The organism is Streptomyces sp. NPDC013457 (genome assembly GCF_043089925.1).
In the GTDB taxonomy this organism is placed as follows: Bacteria; Actinomycetota; Actinomycetes; order Streptomycetales; family Streptomycetaceae; genus Streptomyces.
Map to the genome: position 1 here is coordinate 88,425 of NZ_JBICBL010000012.1, position 20,000 is coordinate 108,424.

Annotated in this window: 14 protein-coding genes; 11 read left to right on the forward strand and 3 right to left on the reverse strand. The window is 71.6% G+C overall.

Going from position 1 to position 20,000, the window contains the following annotated elements; genetic code table 11:
• The first annotated feature begins 70 nt into the window (after positions 1-70).
• The 3 genes from ACF1G2_RS29100 to ACF1G2_RS29110 all read left to right on the forward strand — a co-directional run bounded on the left by ACF1G2_RS29100 (position 71) and on the right by ACF1G2_RS29110 (position 3,496).
• Positions 71-1,855 (forward strand): DUF4153 domain-containing protein, encoded by a 1,785-nt coding sequence (locus ACF1G2_RS29100; protein WP_391801148.1) that lies wholly within the window; start codon positions 71-73, stop codon positions 1,853-1,855.
• A 209-nt stretch (positions 1,856-2,064) separates the two neighbouring features.
• Positions 2,065-2,775: a ribonuclease HII gene (locus tag ACF1G2_RS29105; protein WP_391801149.1), complete on the forward strand. Its 711-nt coding sequence runs from the start codon at positions 2,065-2,067 to the stop codon at positions 2,773-2,775.
• A 91-nt stretch (positions 2,776-2,866) separates the two neighbouring features.
• A complete protein-coding gene (locus ACF1G2_RS29110; RefSeq protein WP_391801150.1) occupies positions 2,867-3,496 on the forward strand; it encodes a hypothetical protein in 630 nt (209 codons plus the stop codon).
• Positions 3,497-3,577: 81 nt separating this feature from the next.
• Here the strand turns inward: ACF1G2_RS29110 and ACF1G2_RS29115 are convergent, their stop codons facing one another.
• Both ACF1G2_RS29115 and ACF1G2_RS29120 read right to left on the reverse strand, forming a co-directional pair.
• Positions 3,578-4,204 carry a hypothetical protein gene (locus ACF1G2_RS29115; protein ID WP_391801151.1) on the reverse strand — a complete coding sequence of 209 codons (627 nt, stop codon included), beginning with the start codon at positions 4,202-4,204 and terminating at the stop codon, positions 3,578-3,580.
• 217 nt (positions 4,205-4,421) lie between these two features.
• A complete protein-coding gene (locus tag ACF1G2_RS29120; RefSeq protein ID WP_391801152.1) occupies positions 4,422-6,608 on the reverse strand; it encodes a RecQ family ATP-dependent DNA helicase in 2,187 nt (728 codons plus the stop codon).
• A 134-nt stretch (positions 6,609-6,742) separates the two neighbouring features.
• Between ACF1G2_RS29120 and ACF1G2_RS29125 the strand changes: the two genes are divergently transcribed.
• The 7 genes from ACF1G2_RS29125 to ACF1G2_RS29155 all read left to right on the forward strand — a co-directional run bounded on the left by ACF1G2_RS29125 (position 6,743) and on the right by ACF1G2_RS29155 (position 17,024).
• Positions 6,743-8,182, forward strand: coding sequence for a DUF4192 domain-containing protein (locus tag ACF1G2_RS29125; protein WP_391801153.1), 1,440 nt, complete (start codon positions 6,743-6,745; stop codon positions 8,180-8,182).
• 118 nt (positions 8,183-8,300) lie between these two features.
• Positions 8,301-10,352 carry a glycogen debranching N-terminal domain-containing protein gene (locus ACF1G2_RS29130; protein ID WP_391801154.1) on the forward strand — a complete coding sequence of 684 codons (2,052 nt, stop codon included), beginning with the start codon at positions 8,301-8,303 and terminating at the stop codon, positions 10,350-10,352.
• Between the two features lie 109 nt (positions 10,353-10,461).
• A complete protein-coding gene (locus ACF1G2_RS29135) occupies positions 10,462-11,229 on the forward strand; it encodes an NUDIX domain-containing protein (protein WP_352187982.1) in 768 nt (255 codons plus the stop codon).
• Positions 11,230-11,357: 128 nt separating this feature from the next.
• Entirely contained in the window at positions 11,358-13,103 is a 1,746-nt protein-coding gene (locus ACF1G2_RS29140; protein WP_391801155.1) for an ATP-binding cassette domain-containing protein, read from the forward strand.
• Between the two features lie 160 nt (positions 13,104-13,263).
• A complete protein-coding gene (locus ACF1G2_RS29145; protein WP_391801156.1) occupies positions 13,264-14,151 on the forward strand; it encodes a FadR/GntR family transcriptional regulator in 888 nt (295 codons plus the stop codon).
• 374 nt (positions 14,152-14,525) lie between these two features.
• Positions 14,526-16,073 carry an RNA polymerase sigma factor gene (locus tag ACF1G2_RS29150; protein WP_352187985.1) on the forward strand — a complete coding sequence of 516 codons (1,548 nt, stop codon included), beginning with the start codon at positions 14,526-14,528 and terminating at the stop codon, positions 16,071-16,073.
• Positions 16,074-16,205: 132 nt separating this feature from the next.
• Positions 16,206-17,024: a S1 family serine peptidase gene (locus ACF1G2_RS29155; RefSeq protein WP_391801157.1), complete on the forward strand. Its 819-nt coding sequence runs from the start codon at positions 16,206-16,208 to the stop codon at positions 17,022-17,024.
• Between the two features lie 99 nt (positions 17,025-17,123).
• Here the strand turns inward: ACF1G2_RS29155 and ACF1G2_RS29160 are convergent, their stop codons facing one another.
• Positions 17,124-17,354 (reverse strand): hypothetical protein, encoded by a 231-nt coding sequence (locus tag ACF1G2_RS29160; RefSeq protein WP_137992866.1) that lies wholly within the window; start codon positions 17,352-17,354, stop codon positions 17,124-17,126.
• A gap of 432 nt (positions 17,355-17,786) precedes the next feature.
• Here ACF1G2_RS29160 and ACF1G2_RS29165 point away from each other — a divergent pair, with 432 nt between their 5' ends.
• Entirely contained in the window at positions 17,787-19,904 is a 2,118-nt protein-coding gene (locus ACF1G2_RS29165; RefSeq protein ID WP_391801158.1) for a type IIA DNA topoisomerase subunit B, read from the forward strand.
• The last annotated feature ends 96 nt before the right edge of the window (positions 19,905-20,000 follow it).

A 20,000-nucleotide genomic window follows, 5' to 3' on the forward strand; every position in this document is an offset into this window, starting at 1 on the left:
CGACGCGACACCCGGACCGCTCCCTTCCGCCGCCACGGCGCCGAACGCGACCGGGTAGGGAGGGGGTCCCGTGTCCGACATACCGTCCGAACCGCCACCGCAGGACCGAGCTGAGGCGAGGCCTGCCTCCGAGCCGCAGCGCTCCGCAGGTACGACGCCGCCCGGCGCCGCACCGACTGTGCAGCCGCAGCCGCAGCCGCAGCCGCAGCCGCAGTCCCAGTCCCAGCCGCAGCCGCAGTCCCACCGCCAGCCGCAGCAGGCGCGGGCCGTGGCGGCTGCCGGGGGGCCTGGCGGCAGGCCGGCGTACCCCTGGGCGCCGCCGGTGCCTCCGAGCGAGCCCTGGCTCGAGCGACTGCGCCCCGCCGCCCCGGGCCCGGTGACGGCTCCGACGCTCTGGGCCGTTCTGGCGACCGCCCTCCTCAGTGCACTGCTCCTCGACGAGGGCCTCGGGCTCAATCTGATGATCGTGGCCGCACCCGCGGTCCTCGCCGCCGCCTTCGCCGCTCGGGCTGCCGGTCGCCGACTGCGGCCCTGGACGCTGGTCTGGGCGATCGGCGGCCTCGCCCTTCTCGCCGTACCCGCGCTGCGGGACGCCGGCTGGCCGACCTTCCTCGCGATCGTCACCGCCCTCGGGGTGACGGCCCTGGCTCTGCACGGTGGCCGAGGCTGGCCGAGCGTCCTGCTCTCGCCCGTCGGACTCTTCGACTCCTTCGGCTCCGGCGCCGTCTGGATCTGGCAGGGCGTGCGCGACCGGGCCGACGGCTCACGCGGCCGGTGGGGGCCGGTCGTACGAACCGTCGCGGTGGCCGTCGTCCTGCTCGTCGTCTTCGGTGCGCTGTTCGCCGGCGCCGACGCCGCCTTCGCCGATCTGCTCGGCGCGCTCATCCCCGACATCTCGCTGGAGCAGGCGCCCTGGCGGCTCTCCTTCTTCCTGCTCGGGCTGTTCGGCGGCATCGCCGTCGCCCGTACCGCCGCCGCACCTCTGCGCTGGGACCGGATGGCCGTCCGCCCCGGCAAGGCACGGGCCCGTCTGGAGTGGGCGCTGCCCCTCATCGTGCTGAACCTGCTCTTCGCGGCGTTCAACGCGGTCCAACTCGCCGTCCTCTTCGGCGGATACGACAAGGTCCTCCGCGAGACGGACCTGACCTACTCCGAGTACGCCCGGCAGGGCTTCTGGCAGCTCCTGACGGCGACCCTGCTCACTCTCGTGGTGATCGGCCTCGCCCTGCGCTGGGCGCCGCGTTCGACCGCGAGGGACCGCACGCTCGTGCGCTCCGTCCTGGGCGCCCTGTGCCTCCTCACCCTGGTCGTGGTCGCTTCGGCACTGCGCAGGATGGACCTGTACGTGGACGCGTACGGGCTCACCCGGCTGCGGATCTCGGTGGCCGCCATGGAGATGTGGCTGGGCCTGGTCATCCTGCTGATCATGGCCGCGGGGATCTTCGGTGCCCGCCTGCTGCCCCGCGCGGTGGCCGTGAGCGCCGCCGCGGGCATGCTCCTCTTCGGGCTGGCCTCCCCCGACGCCATCGTCGCCGAACAGAACATCGAGCGGTTCAGCAGCTCCGGGAAGATCGACGTCCCCTATCTCGCGGGCCTCTCGGCCGATGCCGTACCCGCGCTCGACATCCTTCCCGAGCCACAGCGCTCCTGCGCGCTCCTCGACATCGAGGAGCGCCTGCGTGAGGACGAGGGCAGCTGGTACGCCACCAGCTGGTCGGAGGCGCGGGCGCGCTCGATCCTGGCGGAGCGTGGGATCGACCGGACCCCTGCCGAATGCGGGAGGCCGAGCAGGGAGGACGAGTACGACCCGTACGCGGACGGCGCCTGGTACGACGATTCGTACGGCTCCCCCTGACCCCGGGCATGACCAGCCGTCCGTTCGTACGTGTGGACCCTGTTCCTTCCTGCCGCGGGGAGGAACGGGGGTCCACACCTGAATCGTCGCGATGATCGATCGGAACGCGCCGTAACGGGGTCGCCGAGGGCTTCTTCCGGCCGCTTCGGACATCCGATGGGAATCCGGGTATCGCGGGCGGTCCCGATCGGCGTAATCTGTCTGGCGCCATGCCCTACGAACCACCCACTCACACCGTCGAGCGCTCGCTCCGAGCCACCACCGGCGCCAAGATCATCGCCGGGGTCGATGAGGTCGGACGCGGGGCATGGGCCGGTCCCGTGACGGTCTGCGCGGCCATCACCGGCCTGCGGCGGCCCCCCGAGGGCCTCACGGACTCCAAGCTGATCACCCCCAAGCGCCGTACCGCCTTGGCCGCGGAGCTGGAGAAGTGGGTCACCGCCTACGCCCTCGGCGACGCATCACCCGAGGAGATCGACGAACTCGGCATGACCGCCGCGCTCCGCCTGGCCGCCGTGCGCGCGCTGGAGGCCCTGCCCGTACGCCCCGACGCGGTGATCCTCGACGGCAAGCACGACTACCTCGGCAGCCCTTGGCAGGTCCGTACGGTGATCAAGGGCGACCAGTCCTGCATCGCCGTGGCGGCGGCCTCGGTCATCGCCAAGGTGCGACGCGACGCGATGATGGCCGAGCTCGAGACCGAGGCGCAGGAGTGTGTGGCGTTCGGCTTCGGTGACAACGCGGGCTACCCCTCGCCGGTCCACAAGGCAGCGCTGCGAGAGCTGGGACCCACGGCGTACCACCGTCTCTCCTGGGCGTACCTCGACGCGCTGCCTCAGTGGAGCCACCTCAAGAAGGTCCGGATCTCCGCCGAGGCGGTCGCACTGGAAAGCGGGGGCCAACTCGGCTTCGACTTCTGAACTTCCCGGCAGGCCCATGCCGACAGCCGGGTCGCACGATTGTGCCCACCCGCCGGAGCTTCGCGCACCGGCGTTTGATAGACATCCACCTATGCCTCTCATCCCCGAGGAGCCTCAGATTCACGAGAGTGCCCAGGGTCCCCGCGGCACGGCCGCAGGCCACCCCGCGCCGACCCCCCGTCCCGTACCCGGTCCGCGTTCCGCGGCTTCGCCGCGTCCCGGGCGTCCCGGTCCTGGACCGGCTCGCCCCGCGCCGCCGGTACCGCGCCCGCACCCCGGTGCCGGCCAGTCCCCGTCGTCCCGCTCGGAGAATCGTTCCGAACAGCGGTCCGGACCGCAGATCCAGCTGATCCCGGCCCCGGTCGACGGCGCGCTCGACGCCGCCGAAGAGGCCGTTGACCTGCTCCTGGAGAGCGGCCGCGCCCCCGGCGACATCCTCGTGCTCACCACCGGTGAGCAGCACCCGTGGGCGGCGCACGAGCTGTCCTTCGGCGAGGCGTCCTACTGGGCGCAGCAGGACGCCGGTGACGACGTGTTCTTCGCCGACGCCTCGGTTGCGGAGCGTGCCGCGGCACGGCCCGTCGTCGTCGTGGCGGTCAACGGTCCGAGCGACGAGGTCGCCGCTCGGACGCTGCCCCTGGCGATGGGGCGCGCGAGCACGCTGCTCATCGTCTGCGGTGACCCGCAGCGCATCAACGCCGTGCTCGGCGCGGGTGTCTGAACCGGAGAGCCATCCGCGGTCCTGACCCGGCCGCCCCTCGCGGGCGGCCGGGCCGTGGTCCCGCACACAGGCGGGTCCGCCTCAGCGGGCCGCGGTCCGGCGCAGTGGTTCGGCGGCACCGCCGGCCGTGCGCGGCGCGAAGATGCCCCGTTCGGAGGCGGCATCGCCGAGCGCATCGGGACGTGAGCCCAGGCTCGGGTGCCGACCGCCGCGGCCCTCGCCCAGCACCTGCCAACCGTTGCGGGTGAGCGCGATGTACGCACCGCAGCGCAGTCCGTGGAGCGTGCAGGCGTCCCGCAGCCCCCACATCCAGGCGCCGTCCTCCTCCGTCCAACGCTCGTCGCCCTCACGGCAGTAGAGCAGCACGGCAGTCCGTACCGGCGTACGCCGGCGCAGGTCGTGCGGGATCACTCGTCGGAGATGGGCCAGGAGCGCGTTACGGAACTCCCAGCCGTCCGCGACGACGGGGCGACGCGTGAACGACGCGCTGGCGATGAGCCGTTCCTCGTGGTCGAGCACCGCGACGACCGCCGTCGTGGGCGTCGGCCGATGGCGTGTATGCAGCCCGCCGACGACCTCGCGGGGGTTGCGGAGCAGCGGGATTCCGGCGGCCGCCCACTCGGCGGGTTCCAGTATCCGAGCGAGGCGGCTGGCGGACTCGGACGAGGTGATCGAGGTGGCTGCGGACGGAGCGAATCCGAAGGTCACGGTCCTCCCTTCGGATACGCGCCCGTTGGGCGGGCAGGGGCGAGTGAGGGCGCACCACGGCACAGTCCTTCCGGACCGCGTACGGGGCCATGCCGGGCGGTTTCCCAATTCTTGCGGGCCTGTGCGCGGGCGGCAACGAGCAATTGAGGCCGCTGACTGGAATGGGTTGGTATGCCACTCATATCCCTGCCCAGACACCCACTGTTCACTCCCCGTTTCACGCCTGGACGGCCAACACCAGGGGATACACCCCCTCGGCGCCCGACCGGCGTAGCAGTCGGGCCGCCACGGCCAGCGTCCAACCACTGTCCGACAGATCGTCAACAAGCAGCAGGGGGGGACCCCCCGCCGAGCCCAGTCGCTCCGCCAGGGCGGGAGGCACCGTCAAGGCCTGGTGCAGCCCGACCACACGCTGGGCGCTGTTGGTCCGGGAGATCCGCAGTTCCTCGGCCTCCGGCGCGTACTCGACGGTCCCCAGCAGCGGCATCCGTCCGATCTCCGCGATCCGCTGCCCGAGCGAGCCGACCAGCTGCGGCCTGCTGCGCGAGGCCACCGTCACCACGCCGACAGGCCGGGCGGGAGCGTCCGGCGCGCCGGACGCCCAACCCCCGGGGCCCTTAGCCCAGTCGGCGAGCACCTGAACCACCGCTTGGACGACATCGTCCGGAACCGGACCGTCGGGCGCCCGCTCGGACAGCAACGGACGCAGTCGGTTTCCCCAGCCGATGTCCGAGAGTCGCCCCAGCGCCCGCCCGCCGTACGACTGCTCGCCCGCGGGGATACGGCCCTTCAGATCGACGCCCACCGCCGCGAGTCCGGTCGGCCACATCTTGCGAGGCTCGACCTCCACACCGGGACGGCCCAGCTCCCCCTTGGCGGCATCGAGTGCCGCGTCGCTCACCTTCGGGTCGAACCGGGAGCCCGCGCAGTTGTCGCAACGGCCGCACGGCGCGGCCTCCTCGTCGTCCAGCTGGCGCCGCAGGAACTCCATCCGGCAGCCCGTCCCCGCCGCGTACTCGCGCATCGCCTGCTGCTCCGTCGCCCGCTGCCGCGCCACCCAGGCATAGCGCTCGGAGTCGTACACCCAGGGTCGTCCCGTACTCGTCCAGCCACCCTTCACCCGGTGTACAGCGCCATCCACGTCGAGCACCTTGAGCATCGTCTCCAGCCGGGTGCGCCTCAGCTCCACCAGCGGCTCCAGGGCGGGGAGCGACAGCGGACGGTCCGCCTGCGCCAGGACGTCGAGGGTGCGGCGCACCTGCTCCTCGGGCGGGAAGGCCACCGACGCGAAGTACTGCCAGATCGCCTCGTCCTCCTTGCCCGGCAGCAGCAGCACCTCGGCATGCTCCACACCACGCCCGGCCCGGCCCACCTGCTGGTAGTACGCGATGGGGGAGGACGGCGAACCGAGGTGCACCACGAAACCCAGGTCCGGCTTGTCGAACCCCATGCCCAGAGCCGACGTCGCCACCAGGGCCTTGACCCGATTGGCCTGCAGGTCCTCCTCGGCCTGCTGCCGGTCCGCGTTCTCGGTGCGGCCGGTGTACGACGAGACCGTGTGGCCGCACTGGCGCAGATATGCGGTGACCTCCTCGGCGGCGGCCACCGTGAGCGTGTAGATGATTCCCGAACCGGGCAGCTCGCCGAGGTGATCGGCCAGCCAGGCCAGCCGGTGCGCGGCATCAGGGAGCCGGACGACACCGAGGCTCAGACTCTCCCGGTCCAACGGGCCACGCAGCACCAGCGCGTCGGTCCCCGCGCCCGTACCGAGCTGCTCGGCGACGTCGGCCGTCACCCGGGCGTTGGCCGTGGCCGTCGTGGCGAGCACCGGAACACCCGCCGGCAGCTCGGCCAGCATCGTCCGCAGACGGCGGTAGTCGGGCCGGAAGTCATGGCCCCAGTCGGAGATGCAGTGGGCCTCGTCGACCACGAGCAGGCCCGTGGCGGCGGCAAGGCGGGGAAGGACCTCGTCGCGGAAGCCAGGGTTGTTGAGCCGCTCCGGACTGACCAGCAGAACGTCGACCTCGCCCGCCGCAACCTCTTCCTGGACCGTCTCCCACTCCTCCGTGTTCGACGAATTGATCGTGCGGGCGCGGATGCCCGCACGGGCGGCCGCCTCCACCTGGTTGCGCATCAGCGCCAGCAGGGGAGAGACGATCACGGTGGGGCCACTGCCGGACTCGCGCAGCAGCGACGTCGCGACGAAGTACACCGCGGACTTGCCCCACCCCGTCCGCTGCACGACCAGCGCACGCCGCTTGTCCGCGACAAGCGCCTCGATGGCACGCCACTGGTCCTCGCGCAGTCTCGCCGCGCCCGTGGGATCGCCGACGAGGCGGGCGAGTACAGCGTCGGCGGTGGCTCGGAGGGCCGCGCGGTCGGGGAGGCGCTCTGCGTTGGTCATGCCCCCATGCAACCCGATGACTCGGACAATGCGCGAACGAGCCTCGAAACCTGTGGATAACCTGGCGAGGGCCGCGCGGCAGAGTTATCCACAGGGCTTTCGGAGTCGGCTCCCCTCGCGAGACCGTCGTGACCATGAACACGAACCCGCACGAATTCCGTGGAACGACCGAAACCCAGCAGATCACCCTGCGCGGCCCCGCCGAGCTGGCCGACGCCCTGCCCTTCATGCTCGGCTTCCATCCCAGCGACTCCGTCGTCCTCGTCGCCCTCCACGGCGAGCTCGGACGATTCGGCGGCCGGGTCAGGCTCGGCATTCCACGGTCGTCGAAGGAATGGGCCTCGACGGCGGAACAGCTCGCCGAGTGCCTCGTCGACGGCTGCGCCCGCCGGGGCACCAGGCCGGACGGCATCGTCGTCTTCCTCTGCCAGGACCCCGCACCGGGTGAGACGGGCCGGCACGTCATGGAGCGGCTGCGCCCCTTCTCGCAGCGCCTGCGCACCGCCTGCGGCGCACTCGACATTCCCGTCTACGAAGCCCTCTGCATCTCCGACGGCCTGTACTTCTCCTACTGCTGCCCCGACACCCGCTGCTGCCCGCCCGACGGCACACCCATGGCGCTCACCGGAACGTCGGTCATGGCGGCCTCGGCGGCCTACGCCGGAATCCAGGTCCGCGGATCCCTGCGGGACATGGAGGCACGACTGAAGCCGCGTCCCTCGTGGCCCGGCGAGGAGCAGCAGCGCAAGGCGCTGAACGAGGGCTCGATCCTGATCGTCCCCAAGATCTTCGACGGCCCGCCCGGCGTAGGGCGGACCGAGGTCAGGGAGGCGACGCTCAAGCTCGCGCGGGACGTGCTCACGCGGCTCGGCATCACGTCCGACGGAGCCGACGCCACGGTGAGCACACCCGTGACGAGCTCCGGACGCCGCGACGGTACGGCCGAACAGGACGCGGCGGACGACGCGTCGATCGGGGCCGACGAGGCCGCGGCCCTGATCCTCGGCCTTCAGGACAGGGACACGCGGGACCAGGCGGCCGAGTGGATGGAGGGCCGCGAGGGCGCCGCAGCCCTGCGCCTGTGGCGCGCGCTGGCCCGGCGCTGCGTCGCCCCCTTCGACGAGCACGCGGCGGCCCCGCTCACCCTCGCCGGCTGGGTCGCCTGGTCCACCGGTGACGAACCGGCTGCCCGCGCCGCACTGGGCCTCGCGCTGGACGCCGACCCCGACTACGTCTTCGCCCGACTGCTGCATCAGGCCTGCAACGAGGGGCTCGATCCCGAGTCGCTGCGCAGCTGCCTGAGGCACGAACGGGAATCGAGGGCTGCCGCTGCCGTGGACGACCGCGTCGCGGCCCGACCGGCCGGCTCCCAGGACGCCCTTCCGCCGACGGTCGAGGGGGAACCGGAGGAGAGGACCGTCAAGCGGGCCAGGGCGGTGAAGGTGGCCAATCCGGCCAAGGCCGTCAGGCGGGGCCGGAGGGGTGCCGGAACCGGGCCCGGCAAGATCGCGCCCAGGCCGCCGAGGGACGCGGCGGCGCGGCGTGGCGCACGGCGCGGGACGAGGAGGGGGTGATGACGCCCGTGACCCGGCCACCCACAGCGGCGTTCACGTCAGTGGCGGAGCCCGACGACCCGTGCCGCCGACCCCTCCTCGGCAGTCCGGATCGCACAGAGAGCACCGCACACCACCCATGGCCACCCGTCCCGCCCCCGCCCCCGGACTCCCGGCCGGACAAGCACCCGCCACCGGCCCCAGGCCCCCTGGAGCCGTGCGACCGCCGGAGCTCCCGTCGGTGCACGACGCGCTCCTCTGCGTCGCCCTGCCCGCCCTCGCCGTCTGCTCCGAGCACGGACAGCTCACCGGACACGGCCTCGAAGGGGTCTACGCCTCCGGTCGCCGTCTCCTCTCCCGCTGCGTGCTGCGGGTGGCCGGCCGTGAGCCGCTCGCCCTCGCGGGCCGCCAGGACACCGCGGACCGTGCCGTCTTCCTCTCCGTCGTCCGCACGGCGGGCGACTTTGGACCCGACCCCGGACTCAGCGTCGAGCGCTCCCGGAGCGCCGACGGAACCGAGCGGATCACGCTGCGCAGCTTCGCCGGCAGGCCGCTCAGGCTCCCGGTGGAAATCTCTCTGGGGACGGATCTGGCGGATCTGGGCGCCGTCGCGGCCGGGAGAGCGGGAGCCGAGATCGTCGCGAGCGTCCACGGCACGGGGATGCGCTGGACCGCCGCCGACGGCCGGTGCGCCTCCGTCAGCGCCGACCCGCCGCCGACGGACGCCCTGGCGGCTGCGGGGCTCCTGCGCTGGGAGGTCGATCTCGCTCCCGGATCCGCCCGGACCATCGAGCTCAGAGTGCGGGGCGACCGCCCCCACGGACTCCCCGGTCCCTCCGGGACGGGTGCGGGCCGCCCCGGAGGCGTCGGACTCGCGCAGGCCCGCGCGGAAGGGGACGACCCTCGGGTCGGCGAGCTGCTGCGGGTCGCCGTCGACGACCTGCGGGCGCTCCTCCAGCGAGACCAGGGACACCCGGCCGACGTCCATCTCGCCGCCGGGGTGCCCTGGCGCTGCGGACCGGTCACCGCCGAGGCCCTCTGGGCCGCACGGATGGCGCTCCCGCTCGGGACTCGGCTCGCCGTCACGACGCTCCGGGCCATGGCCCGCACCCAGCTCGACGGACCCGGGCCGACGGCTGGGCGCATTCCCGGCCCGCTCAGAGACGCGGGCCCCTTCCTCCCGCCTCGCTGCACGGGAGTCGAGGCGACTCTCGCCTTCCCCACGGTCCTCGCGGAGGCCAGGCGCTGGGGCCTGCCGGAGCAGGACCTCGTGGACCTCCTTCCCGTGGCGGAGAGGTGCCTCAGCTGGCTCCGTACCGCGGCCGGCCCACACGGATTCGTCCCGGATCCGGGGCCCGCCGGGCCGTGGCGGGCCGAGACACAGGCCCACGCCCACCGCGCGGCCGTGCTCGGCGCCGATCTGCTCGACGCCTGCGGCCGACCCGGGGGAGACGGCTGGCGGGACTGGGCCCGCACGCTGCGCGAGCGGTTCAGGGCGGAGTTCTGGATGGACGACCGGTCAGGAGGCAGGCCGGCCGCGGCCCTGGCACCGGGCGGCCGGCCGTGGACACAACTCGGCGGCTGGGCGGCGCACCTCCTCGACACCGGGCTTCTGGGCGGTGGCCGGTACGCACCCGGCCTGCTGGACAGGTCCGCGACCGACCAGCTGGCGCGGCTACTGGGCACTCCCGTGCTGGACTCGGGATGGGGTCTGCGCAGCCTCGGTACCAAGGAGCCGGGCCACAACCCGTTCGGTCACCGGGCGGGAGCGGTCAGGGTCCACGAGACGGTCGTGGCGGTGGCGGGCCTTGCCGCGGAGGGCTACGAGAGGGAGGCGGCGTCGTTGCTCAAGGGCACCCTCGACGCGGCGGAGACCTTCGGCTACCGGCTGCCCGAGATGTACGCGGGCAGCGCGCGGACGGCGGGCGCGGTCCCGGTTCCGCATCCGGCGGCCTGTCGCCCCGCCGCGGTCGCCGCCGCCGGCGCCGTCCACCTCATGACGGCCCTCGTGGGGATCCGGCCCGACGCGCCGGGGGGCACGGTCGCCCTCCACCCCGTCCGGTCGGCTCCGCTCGGCGCGGTCCGCCTGTCGGACGTCCGGGTCGCCGGTGAGCCGTTCTCCGCGCGGGTGAGCCGTCTCGGTCTCGGAATGGTCGAGGAGGCCGCCGACGGCCTCCAGCTGGGAGGCTGAACGGATGCGGCTCGACATGGCCAGGGACCGCGCGGGGGAGCGCGAAGAAGTCGTCGTGGATGCACGGCAGGGGCGTGTTTATCGTCAGGAAGACGACTATGATCACGGCATGCCTCCCTACGACCCGTCGGCCTTCCCGCCCTTTGCCGTCACCGTCGATCTGGTCGTGCTCACCGTGCGGCGCCACGCCCTGTGCGCCCTCATGGTGCGACGGGGGGAAACGCCCTTCCAGGGCAGGTGGGCGCTGCCCGGCGGCTTCGTCCGGGCCGACGAGGACCTCGGCGCGGCCGCCGCGCGTGAACTGGTGGAGGAGACCGGGCTCTGCGTCCACGACCCGGGCACCCCGGCACCCATGCCCGGCAACGGCGCGCACCTGGAGCAGCTGGCCACCTACGGTGACCCGCAGCGCGACCCCCGGATGCGGGTGGTCAGCGTGGCTCATCTGGCTCTTGCCCCGGATCTGCCCGCCCCGCGCGCGGGCGGCGACGCGAACAGTGCCCGCTGGGCACCGGTGGAGGAGGTGCTCGGCAAGGACGGTTCGGCGGAGCGCGAGGAACAGGCCGAGCCGCTCGCCTTCGACCACGCGCGGATCCTCGCCGACGGTGTGGAACGGGCCCGATCGAAGATCGAGTACTCATCCCTGGCAACGGCGTTCTGTCCGCCCGAGTTCACGGTGGGCGAGCTCCGCAGGGTCTACGAGGCGGTGTGGGGTGTGGCGCTCGACCCGCGCAACTTCCACCGGAAGGTGACCGGCACACCCGGGTTCCTGGTTCCGGCGGGCGGGACCACGACCCGTCAGGGAGGGCGCCCCGCACAGCTGTTCAGGGCCGGTGGCGCGACGCTGCTCAACCCGCCGATGCTCCGTCCTGAAGTCTGACCGCGTCGATCCGTCCCGACCCCGGCGACCCGGAGTCGCAACCATGCATCAAAAGTCCGAAATGTAGCGTTATCTTGCTTGGGTAGCCGCCCTGCCGCGGAGCGGTCTCACCTACTGCGAGAGAAGCGATGCTCCAGGCCATCGGACTCACCAGCAGCCCCCGCCGTGACCTCCCGCCCGCCGTGGACGATCTCACCTTCGACGCCTACCCGGGTCAGGTCACGGCCCTTCTCGGCCCCGCCGGGTCCGGCAAGACCACGGCCCTGCGGCTGATGCTCGAACTCGAGCCGGGGCGAGGCGTCACCTACTTCCGCGGACGCCCGCTGCAGCGCATCGCGCACCCCGGCGGTGAGGTCGGGGTGCTCTTCGGGGACGTGCCCGGACACCCCTCGCGGACGCTGCGCAGCCAGCTGCGGATGCTGTGCGCCGCGGCCGGGGTCCCCGCGTCCAGGGCCGACGACATGCTCGAGTTCGTGGGACTCTCCGGTCTCCATGATCAGCGCATCGGCCGGCTGGCCCGTGGCATGGACCGCCGACTCGGCCTCGCCTCGGCTCTGTTGGGCGATCCGCACACGCTGGTGCTCGACGAGCCGGGTGCCGGGCTCTCGGCTCGTGAGAGGGCCTGGCTGCACCACCTCCTGCGGGCTCATGCCGCCGACGGCGGCACCGTCCTCTACACCACCGCGGACCCCAAGGACGCGGCCCGCAACGCCGACCGGGTCGTCACGCTCGACAAGGGGCGGCTCGTCGCGGCACAGGACGCGGCCGACTTCGCCCGTACCCGCCTTCGCCCCCGCGTGGCCGTGCGGACGCCCCACGCTGCGCGGCTCGCCGCCGCGGTCGCCCAGGAGGCGCGCGCGGCCCGGCGTACCGTCGAAGTGATCGCCGAACGGGGAAACCGCCTCTCCGTCTACGGCAGCGACTGCGCCGCGATCGGCGAGACGGCCTTCCGGCACGGAGTCCTCATCCACCAACTGGCCGACGAGGTGGGCTACACAGGCCCACTGGACACGCGGGACCCCGCCGGTCCAGCCCCTGAGTCCGAAGAGCGCCGGACGGCGCCCTCCTCTGAGCCCGGACCGCGGAGGGCCCGGCGGCCGGCGCGTTCGCCGCTGAGGCCGCTGCGGTACGAGATCCGCAGGCTGCTCGGCGTACCGACGACTCCGCTCGTCGCGGCGGCCGTCCTGGTCGCCTCCGTGGTGATCTCGGTGCTTCTCGCGCGCAGTGGCCGGACACCTCTGCCCACGGTGCTCGCCGGCTGGCCCGCACTGTCACCGCTGCCACCCGCCGCACTGGGTGCCGGGCTGCTCGGTGCCTTCTCGTTCGGCGACGAGTACCGGTACCCGGCACTCACCACAGGGCGCGGCGCCGTGCCGCGCAGACTCGGGCTGCTGCTCGCCAAGCTGACGGTCTCGGCCGCCGTGGCCCTGGTCCTCGCCGTGCTCGTCGTGGTGGCCGACCTGGAGGTGCTCCGCCTCGTCTACGGCGGAGAGTTGGTTCCCGTACCCGAAAACTGGCCGACACTCTGTGCGAGTTGGCTGGGTCTGATCGTCGGCTGCGCCTGGGCGGGGGTACTCGGGGCAGGCGTCTTCCGGGTCGCCACGGCGGGAGTGGCGGCGGTGCTCTCGGTGCCCGTCGTGGTGGCCCCCTTGCTGCGGCTGGTGAGCTGGGAGCCGACGGGCCGGTCCATCACCGGACTCCCCGGTCGGCTCCGGGAATTCGCCAGCGTGCAGTGGCCGGTGGCGGCCGACCGCTGGCTGCTGGGTGCGCTGCGCGTGGTGGCGCAGCCCGTGGGGGTGGCGCTGGCAGTGGCGTTGACCGCTCTGCTCTGCGCGTATCTGATCACCGGCCTTCATCGCAGAGCGCGTTGGTGATCACTCCAAGATCGGAAGTTTCCGCTTCCTCGGTAACTCTCCTGAAAATGCCCGCTTATGTCCGATTAATCGTCAATTGTGTAGCGGGTGCCGATCACCCTTTCGTGTGCTTTTCACCAAAGACCTCAAGGGCCACCGGGGCAACGCCGACAAAGGATGCGTGAGTACCCTTGCGCACACCATGATGACCGCCGCCCGCTCCGTCGACTCCGGCCTCGGCGCCCCGGGCGATCTCGATCGCTACCCGTACGCGGAGGCGCCCGTCGCCGAGCGCGTGGGTCCGCCCTCCTGGGAGGGGGCGGAGACGGACCTCGGCCGGGTCGGGCGCCGCAGCGCCGGCAGCCGCGGCCGAGGCCTGCACGGCCAGCTCGTCCAGCAGCTCGGGCAGATGATCGTCTCCGGCGACCTCGGCGCCGACCGCCCGCTCGTCCCGGAGGAGATCGGCCAGCGCTTCGAGGTCTCCCGCACCGTCGTGCGCGAGTCGCTGCGTGTGCTGGAGGCCAAGGGCCTGGTCAGCGCCCGTCCCAACGTCGGCACCCGGGTCAGGCCCGTCAGCGACTGGAATCTGCTCGACCCGGACATCATCGAGTGGCGCGCCTACGGGCCGCAGCGCGACGACCAGCGCCGCGAGCTGAACGAACTGCGCTGGACGATCGAGCCCCTCGCCGCCCGGCTCGCCGCGGGCCACGGCCGCGAGGACGTCCAGCAGCGGCTGTCCGACATGGTCGAGATCATGGGCCATGCCTATGCCCAGGGTGACGGCATCACCTTCACCCGCGCCGACGCCGAGTTCCACTCCCTCCTGATCCAGCTCGCGGCCAACCGCATGCTGGAGCACCTCTCGGGCATCGTCTCCGCCGCCCTGCAGGTCTCCGGCGGCCCGGCCACCGGCTGTGACCGTCCCGGCGAGTCCTGCCTGACGCACCACGCGCGTATCGTCGACTGTCTCGCGGCCGGCGACGCCCACGGGGCCGAATCGGCCATGCGTCAGCTGCTCACGGTCCACCCGGAGGTGGAGCGCGTCGTGCCCGCTCCGCGCGAGCACTGATCCCGGCCGTGGCCGGGAGGGCGGAAGTGCGCGCATCGCGTGTCGCCGGACCCGCGCGGAACCCGGGGATCATGGTGTGATCCCCGGGGCCACGGGGGTTCCGGCGGCGCGAATGCGCCACGAACACCCGTTCTGACCGATTAGTCGTACATGGGGTGTGACTCGGGCCACGCGGATTGGGCGTAACACTCTTCGAAGTCGTGCGATGACCTAAGAGGTGACAGCCGAGGAAGGAATACAGCAGCCGTGTCAGGCGCTGTGCAGTTCCCCGGTCCAGCCCGCGCCGTCGGCACATTCCCCGTCGACGGTCGTCGGCTCCGGCCCGATCATGGGCGGGGCCGGAAGCCGTTTTCCATCGTTCCGAGAGGTTGTTCGTGTCGGCCAGCACATCCCGTACGCTCCCGCCGGAGATCGCCGAGTCCGAGTCTGTGATGGCGCTCATCGAGCGGGGAAAGGCTGATGGGCAGATCGCCGGCGATGACGTGCGTCGGGCCTTCGAGGCTGACCAGATTCCGCCAACCCAGTGGAAGAATGTTCTGCGCAGCCTCAACCAGATCCTCGAGGAAGAGGGTGTGACGCTGATGGTCAGTGCAGCGGAGTCGCCGAAGCGCGCCCGCAAGAGCGTCGCAGCGAAGAGCCCGGCCAAGCGCACCGCCACCAAGACCGTCACCGCCAAGACGACCGTGACGAAGACCGTCTCGGCCGCCGCGGCGGCTCCGGCGGCAGAGAGCGCGGACCCGGCCGACGAGGCCGGAACCCCGGCCAAGAAGGCGGCCGCCAAGAAGACCGCGGCCAAGAAGACGGTGGCCAAGAAGACGGCCGCCAAGAAGACGACTGCCAAGAAGACGGCCTCCAAGAAGGACGCCGACGAGGTCGTCGAGGGCGAGGAGCTCCTTGAGGACGTCGCGCCCGGCAAGGGTGAGGACGAGGAGGCCGAGGGCGAGAACAAGGGCTTCGTCCTGTCCGACGAGGACGAGGACGACGCTCCGGCGCAGCAGGTCGCCGTCGCCGGTGCCACCGCCGACCCGGTCAAGGACTACCTCAAGCAGATCGGCAAGGTCCCGCTGCTCAACGCCGAGCAGGAGGTCGAGCTCGCCAAGCGTATCGAGGCCGGTCTGTTCGCCGAGGACAAGCTGGCGAACTCCGACAAGCTGGCGCCCAAGCTCAAGCGTGAGCTGGAGATCATCGCCGAGGACGGCCGCCGCGCCAAGAACCACCTGCTGGAGGCCAACCTCCGACTCGTGGTCTCGCTGGCCAAGCGCTACACCGGCCGCGGCATGCTCTTCCTGGACCTGATCCAGGAAGGCAACCTGGGTCTGATCCGTGCGGTCGAGAAGTTCGACTACACCAAGGGCTACAAGTTCTCCACGTACGCCACCTGGTGGATCCGCCAGGCGATCACCCGCGCCATGGCCGACCAGGCCCGCACCATCCGTATCCCGGTGCACATGGTCGAGGTCATCAACAAGCTGGCGCGCGTCCAGCGCCAGATGCTCCAGGACCTGGGCCGTGAGCCCACCCCGGAGGAGCTGGCCAAGGAACTCGACATGACCCCGGAGAAGGTCATCGAGGTCCAGAAGTACGGCCGCGAGCCGATCTCCCTCCACACCCCGCTGGGTGAGGACGGAGACAGCGAGTTCGGTGACCTGATCGAGGACTCCGAGGCGGTCGTCCCGGCCGACGCGGTCAGCTTCACGCTCCTCCAGGAGCAGCTGCACTCCGTCCTCGACACGCTCTCCGAGCGTGAGGCGGGCGTGGTCTCCATGCGCTTCGGCCTCACCGACGGCCAGCCGAAGACGCTGGACGAGATCGGCAAGGTCTACGGCGTGACGCGTGAGCGCATCCGCCAGATCGAGTCGAAGACCATGTCGAAGCTGCGCCACCCGTCCCGTTCGCAGGTGCTGCGCGACTACCTCGACTGATCCGCGGTCGTACGAGCCGAAGGGCCCGGTTTCCCGAGAGGAAGCCGGGCCCTTCGGCCTTGCGAGGGTGCACCGCGCGGGTCTCTGCACGACGCTGGGTTAACCGACATCATCGGAGAGTCAGGAGGCTCTATGCGTCGCCCCATCGCCCGAGCAGTCACCGCTGCACTGGGCCTGATCTCGACGGCGGCCGGTCCGTTCGCCGCCGCCGCTCCCGCGGCCGCCGACAGTGTCGTGGTGGGCGGGCAGCCCGCCCAGATCGCGGACGCTCCCTGGGCCGTGGCCCTCTCCAGCCGTGACCGGTTCGGAGGTACGCGGGCGGGTCAGTTCTGCGGGGGAGCGGTCGTGGCGCCCACGCGGGTGCTGACAGCGGCCCACTGCCTGGGCCGGGACGTCCTGGGCGGTGAGCCCTGGGAGCTCGCCGACTTCAAGGTCATCGCGGGCCGGAGCGCCCTCGGCGGCACGGGCGGACGGGAGGTCCGGGTCACCGGCACCTGGATCAGTCCGGACTACGACCCGACGGCCAACGCCAACGACCTGGCCGTGCTGACACTGGCGAGCCCACTGCCCGATTCGTACGTGATCACACCGGCCCGCGCCGGTGACGCGGCCGAGGCGCCGGGGACGGCCGCGGACGTGTACGGATGGGGGGACACCACCGGGAACGGGACCTACGCCTCCGCGCTCCGTGCGGCGCGTGTCCAGGTCCTGCCCGACACCGCGTGCGAGCGGGCCTACCCCAGCGGCTTCGGGACCGCGTACCGCGCCGACACGATGCTGTGCGCGGGGGACCCGCAGGGTGGCAAGGACGCCTGCCAGGGCGACAGCGGTGGGCCGCTGGTGGCCGGCGGGCGGCTCATCGGCCTGGTGTCCTGGGGCAGCGGCTGTGGTCAGGCCGAGAATCCGGGCGTCTACACCCGCGTCTCGACCGTGTTGCCGGCGAACCTCTGAGCCTCGGGGCGCGAGAACGGGCGGCCACCCCCTGATGCGGGGGTGGCCGCCCGTCGTCCGGTCAGCGACCGGCCCATGGCTCGTCGTGAATGCGAGGCGTCAGCGGTCCTCGTCTACTGCCTTGGCCGGCACGTCGGTGAGCCGGTCCGTCTCATCCTGTATTTCCGCGGCGATCTTCTTGAGTTCCGGCTCGAACTTGCGCCCGTGGTGGGCACAGAAGAGCAAGTCACCACCGCTGGTCAGGACGACGCGCAGGTACGCCTGGGCGCCGCAGCGGTCGCAGCGGTCAGCGGCCGTCAGGGGGCTCGCGGGGGTCAGAACAGTAGTCACGTCGCCTCTTCTCTAGCTCGACGAGCTGTCGTACCAGGGTCAACATCCAACCAGGCCGAAAACGTTCCCGCTCGTGGCTTTTCCTCGAAACTTCTTCCCGAGGTGGCTGCTGCTGCCGGTTGGCGGCGAATGAGCCGTATTGCGTCGCTCTACGGATTTCGCATTGCTTGTCTCGGTTTCGTCCTCCCGGCTGGGTTGCCGGTTGTTCATGAGGACGTGCCCGGAGCCTAAATGGTTCATGCGCGGAAGGGAACGTGATGTTCACGTCACCCCATCGAGGGATCGAACACCCATACGACTCTGCACTAGCATGAGAAATCAGGAGGGTGGCGTGACAACGGCTCTACCAGGCATCGGTACCCTCTGACCGGTGACCGACGCCGGGCCTTACCCCACCGGGCCAGTTTTCAAATTCAGCGAGGAGCGAACCGCGTGACCGCCGAAACGTCCGTGCCGTCCAGTGCGCTGCTGACCGCAGACCGTGACGGTTCCAACTACACCGCGCGGCACCTGCTCGTACTCGAAGGGCTCGAAGCGGTCCGCAAGCGCCCTGGCATGTACATCGGGTCCACCGACAGCCGCGGCCTGATGCACTGCCTCTGGGAGATCATCGACAACTCGGTCGACGAGGCTCTCGGCGGCTACTGCGACCACATCGACGTGATCCTCCACGACGACGGCTCCGTCGAGGTGTGCGACAACGGCCGGGGCATCCCGGTCGACGTCGAGCCCAAGACCGGGCTGTCCGGCGTCGAGGTCGTCATGACCAAGCTGCACGCCGGCGGAAAGTTCGGCGGCGGCTCGTACGCGGCCTCCGGCGGTCTGCACGGCGTGGGCGCCTCCGTGGTGAACGCGCTGTCGGCCAGGCTCGACGTCGAGGTGGACCGGAACAGCTCCACCCACTCGATCAGCTTCCGCCGCGGCGTCCCGGGCATCTTCACCGAGCAGGGCCCCGACAGCCCCTTCGACCCGGGCAACGGGCTGCTGAAGGGCAAGCGCGTCCCCAAGACCCGCACCGGTACCCGCGTGCGGTACTGGGCGGACCGCCAGATCTTCCTCAAGGACGCCAAGCTCTCCCTGGACCACCTCCACCAGCGCGCCCGCCAGACCGCCTTCCTGGTGCCGGGCCTGACCATCGTGGTCAGGGACGAGCGGGACCTGGAGGGTGTCGGCAAGAGCGAGGAGACGTTCCGCTTCGACGGCGGCATCAGCGAGTTCTGCGAGTTCCTCGCGCAGGACAAGGCCGTATGCGACGTGCTGCGGCTGACGGGTCAGGGCACCTTCAAGGAGACCGTCCCGGTCCTCGACGACCGCGGGCACATGACCCCCACCGAGGTCACCCGCGAGCTGGGCGTCGACGTCGCCCTGCGCTGGGGCACCGGCTACGACACGACGGTCAGGTCGTTCGTCAACATCATCGCCACCCCCAAGGGCGGCACCCACGTCTCCGGCTTCGAGCAGGCCATCACCAAGACGGTGAACGAGGTCCTGCGCTCCGCCAAGATGCTGCGCGTCGCCGAGGACGACATCGTCAAGGACGACGCCCTGGAGGGCCTCACGGCCGTCGTGACGGTCCGGCTCGCCGAGCCGCAGTTCGAGGGGCAGACCAAGGAGGTGCTCGGCACCTCGGCCGCCCGCCGGATCGTCGCCACCGTGGTCGCCCGGGAGCTGAAGGCCTTCCTGACGTCGACCAAGCGTGACGCCAAGGCTCAGGCCCGCGCCGTCCTGGAGAAGGCCGTCGCGGCCGCCAGGACGCGCATCGCGGCCCGCCAGCACAAGGAGGCACAGCGCAGGAAGACCGCGCTGGAGTCCTCCTCGCTCCCCGCCAAGCTCGCCGACTGCCGCAGCGACGACGTGGAGCGCAGCGAGCTCTTCATCGTCGAGGGAGACTCCGCCCTCGGCACCGCCAAGCTCGCCCGCAACAGCGAGTTCCAGGCGCTCCTGCCGATCCGGGGCAAGATCCTCAACGTGCAGAAGTCCTCCGTCTCGGACATGCTCAAGAACGCCGAGTGCGGAGCGATCATCCAGGTCATAGGAGCCGGCTCGGGCCGCACCTTCGACATCGACGCCGCCCGCTACGGCAAGATCGTGCTCCTCGTCGACGCCGACGTCGACGGCGCGCACATCCGCTGCCTGCTGCTGACCCTCTTCCAGCGCTACATGCGCCCGATGGTCGAGGCGGGCCGGGTCTTCGCCGCCGTTCCGCCACTGCACCGCATCGAGCTCGTCCAGCCCAAGAAGGGCCAGGACAAGTACGTCTACACCTACTCGGACAACGAGCTGCGGCAGACCCTGCTCGAGTACCAGCGCAAGGGCGTCCGCTACAAGGACGCCATCCAGCGCTACAAGGGCCTCGGCGAGATGGACGCCGACCAGCTGGCGGAGACCACGATGGACCCGCGCCACCGGACCCTGCGCCGGATCAACATCGGCGACCTGGACTCGGCCGAGCAGATCTTCGACCTGCTCATGGGCAACGACGTGGCGCCCCGCAAGGAGTTCATCACCAGCTCCGCGGCGACGCTCGACCGCTCGAGGATCGACGCCTAGCCGACTGTCCACCCAGGGGTGGAGCCACCAGGCTCCACCCCTGAGCCGATCACAGCCGCCCTCCCGCTCCGTAGCATCGAAGCGACGGAGGGGGAC

What these genes read in the sequence shown, in the direction of transcription:
- ACF1G2_RS29140 (WP_391801155.1), top strand. Translation starts at nt 11,358, where the DNA reads ATGCTCCAGGCCATCGGACTCACCAGCAGCCCCCGCCGTGACCTCCCG.
- ACF1G2_RS29125 (WP_391801153.1), top strand. Translation starts at nt 6,743, where the DNA reads ATGAACACGAACCCGCACGAATTCCGTGGAACGACCGAAACCCAGCAG.
- ACF1G2_RS29110 (WP_391801150.1), top strand. Translation starts at nt 2,867, where the DNA reads ATGCCTCTCATCCCCGAGGAGCCTCAGATTCACGAGAGTGCCCAGGGT.
- ACF1G2_RS29130 (WP_391801154.1), top strand. Translation starts at nt 8,301, where the DNA reads ATGGCCACCCGTCCCGCCCCCGCCCCCGGACTCCCGGCCGGACAAGCA.
- ACF1G2_RS29105 (WP_391801149.1), top strand. Translation starts at nt 2,065, where the DNA reads ATGCCCTACGAACCACCCACTCACACCGTCGAGCGCTCGCTCCGAGCC.
- ACF1G2_RS29120 (WP_391801152.1), bottom strand. Translation starts at nt 6,608, where the DNA reads ATGACCAACGCAGAGCGCCTCCCCGACCGCGCGGCCCTCCGAGCCACC.
- ACF1G2_RS29135 (WP_352187982.1), top strand. Translation starts at nt 10,462, where the DNA reads ATGCCTCCCTACGACCCGTCGGCCTTCCCGCCCTTTGCCGTCACCGTC.
- ACF1G2_RS29155 (WP_391801157.1), top strand. Translation starts at nt 16,206, where the DNA reads ATGCGTCGCCCCATCGCCCGAGCAGTCACCGCTGCACTGGGCCTGATC.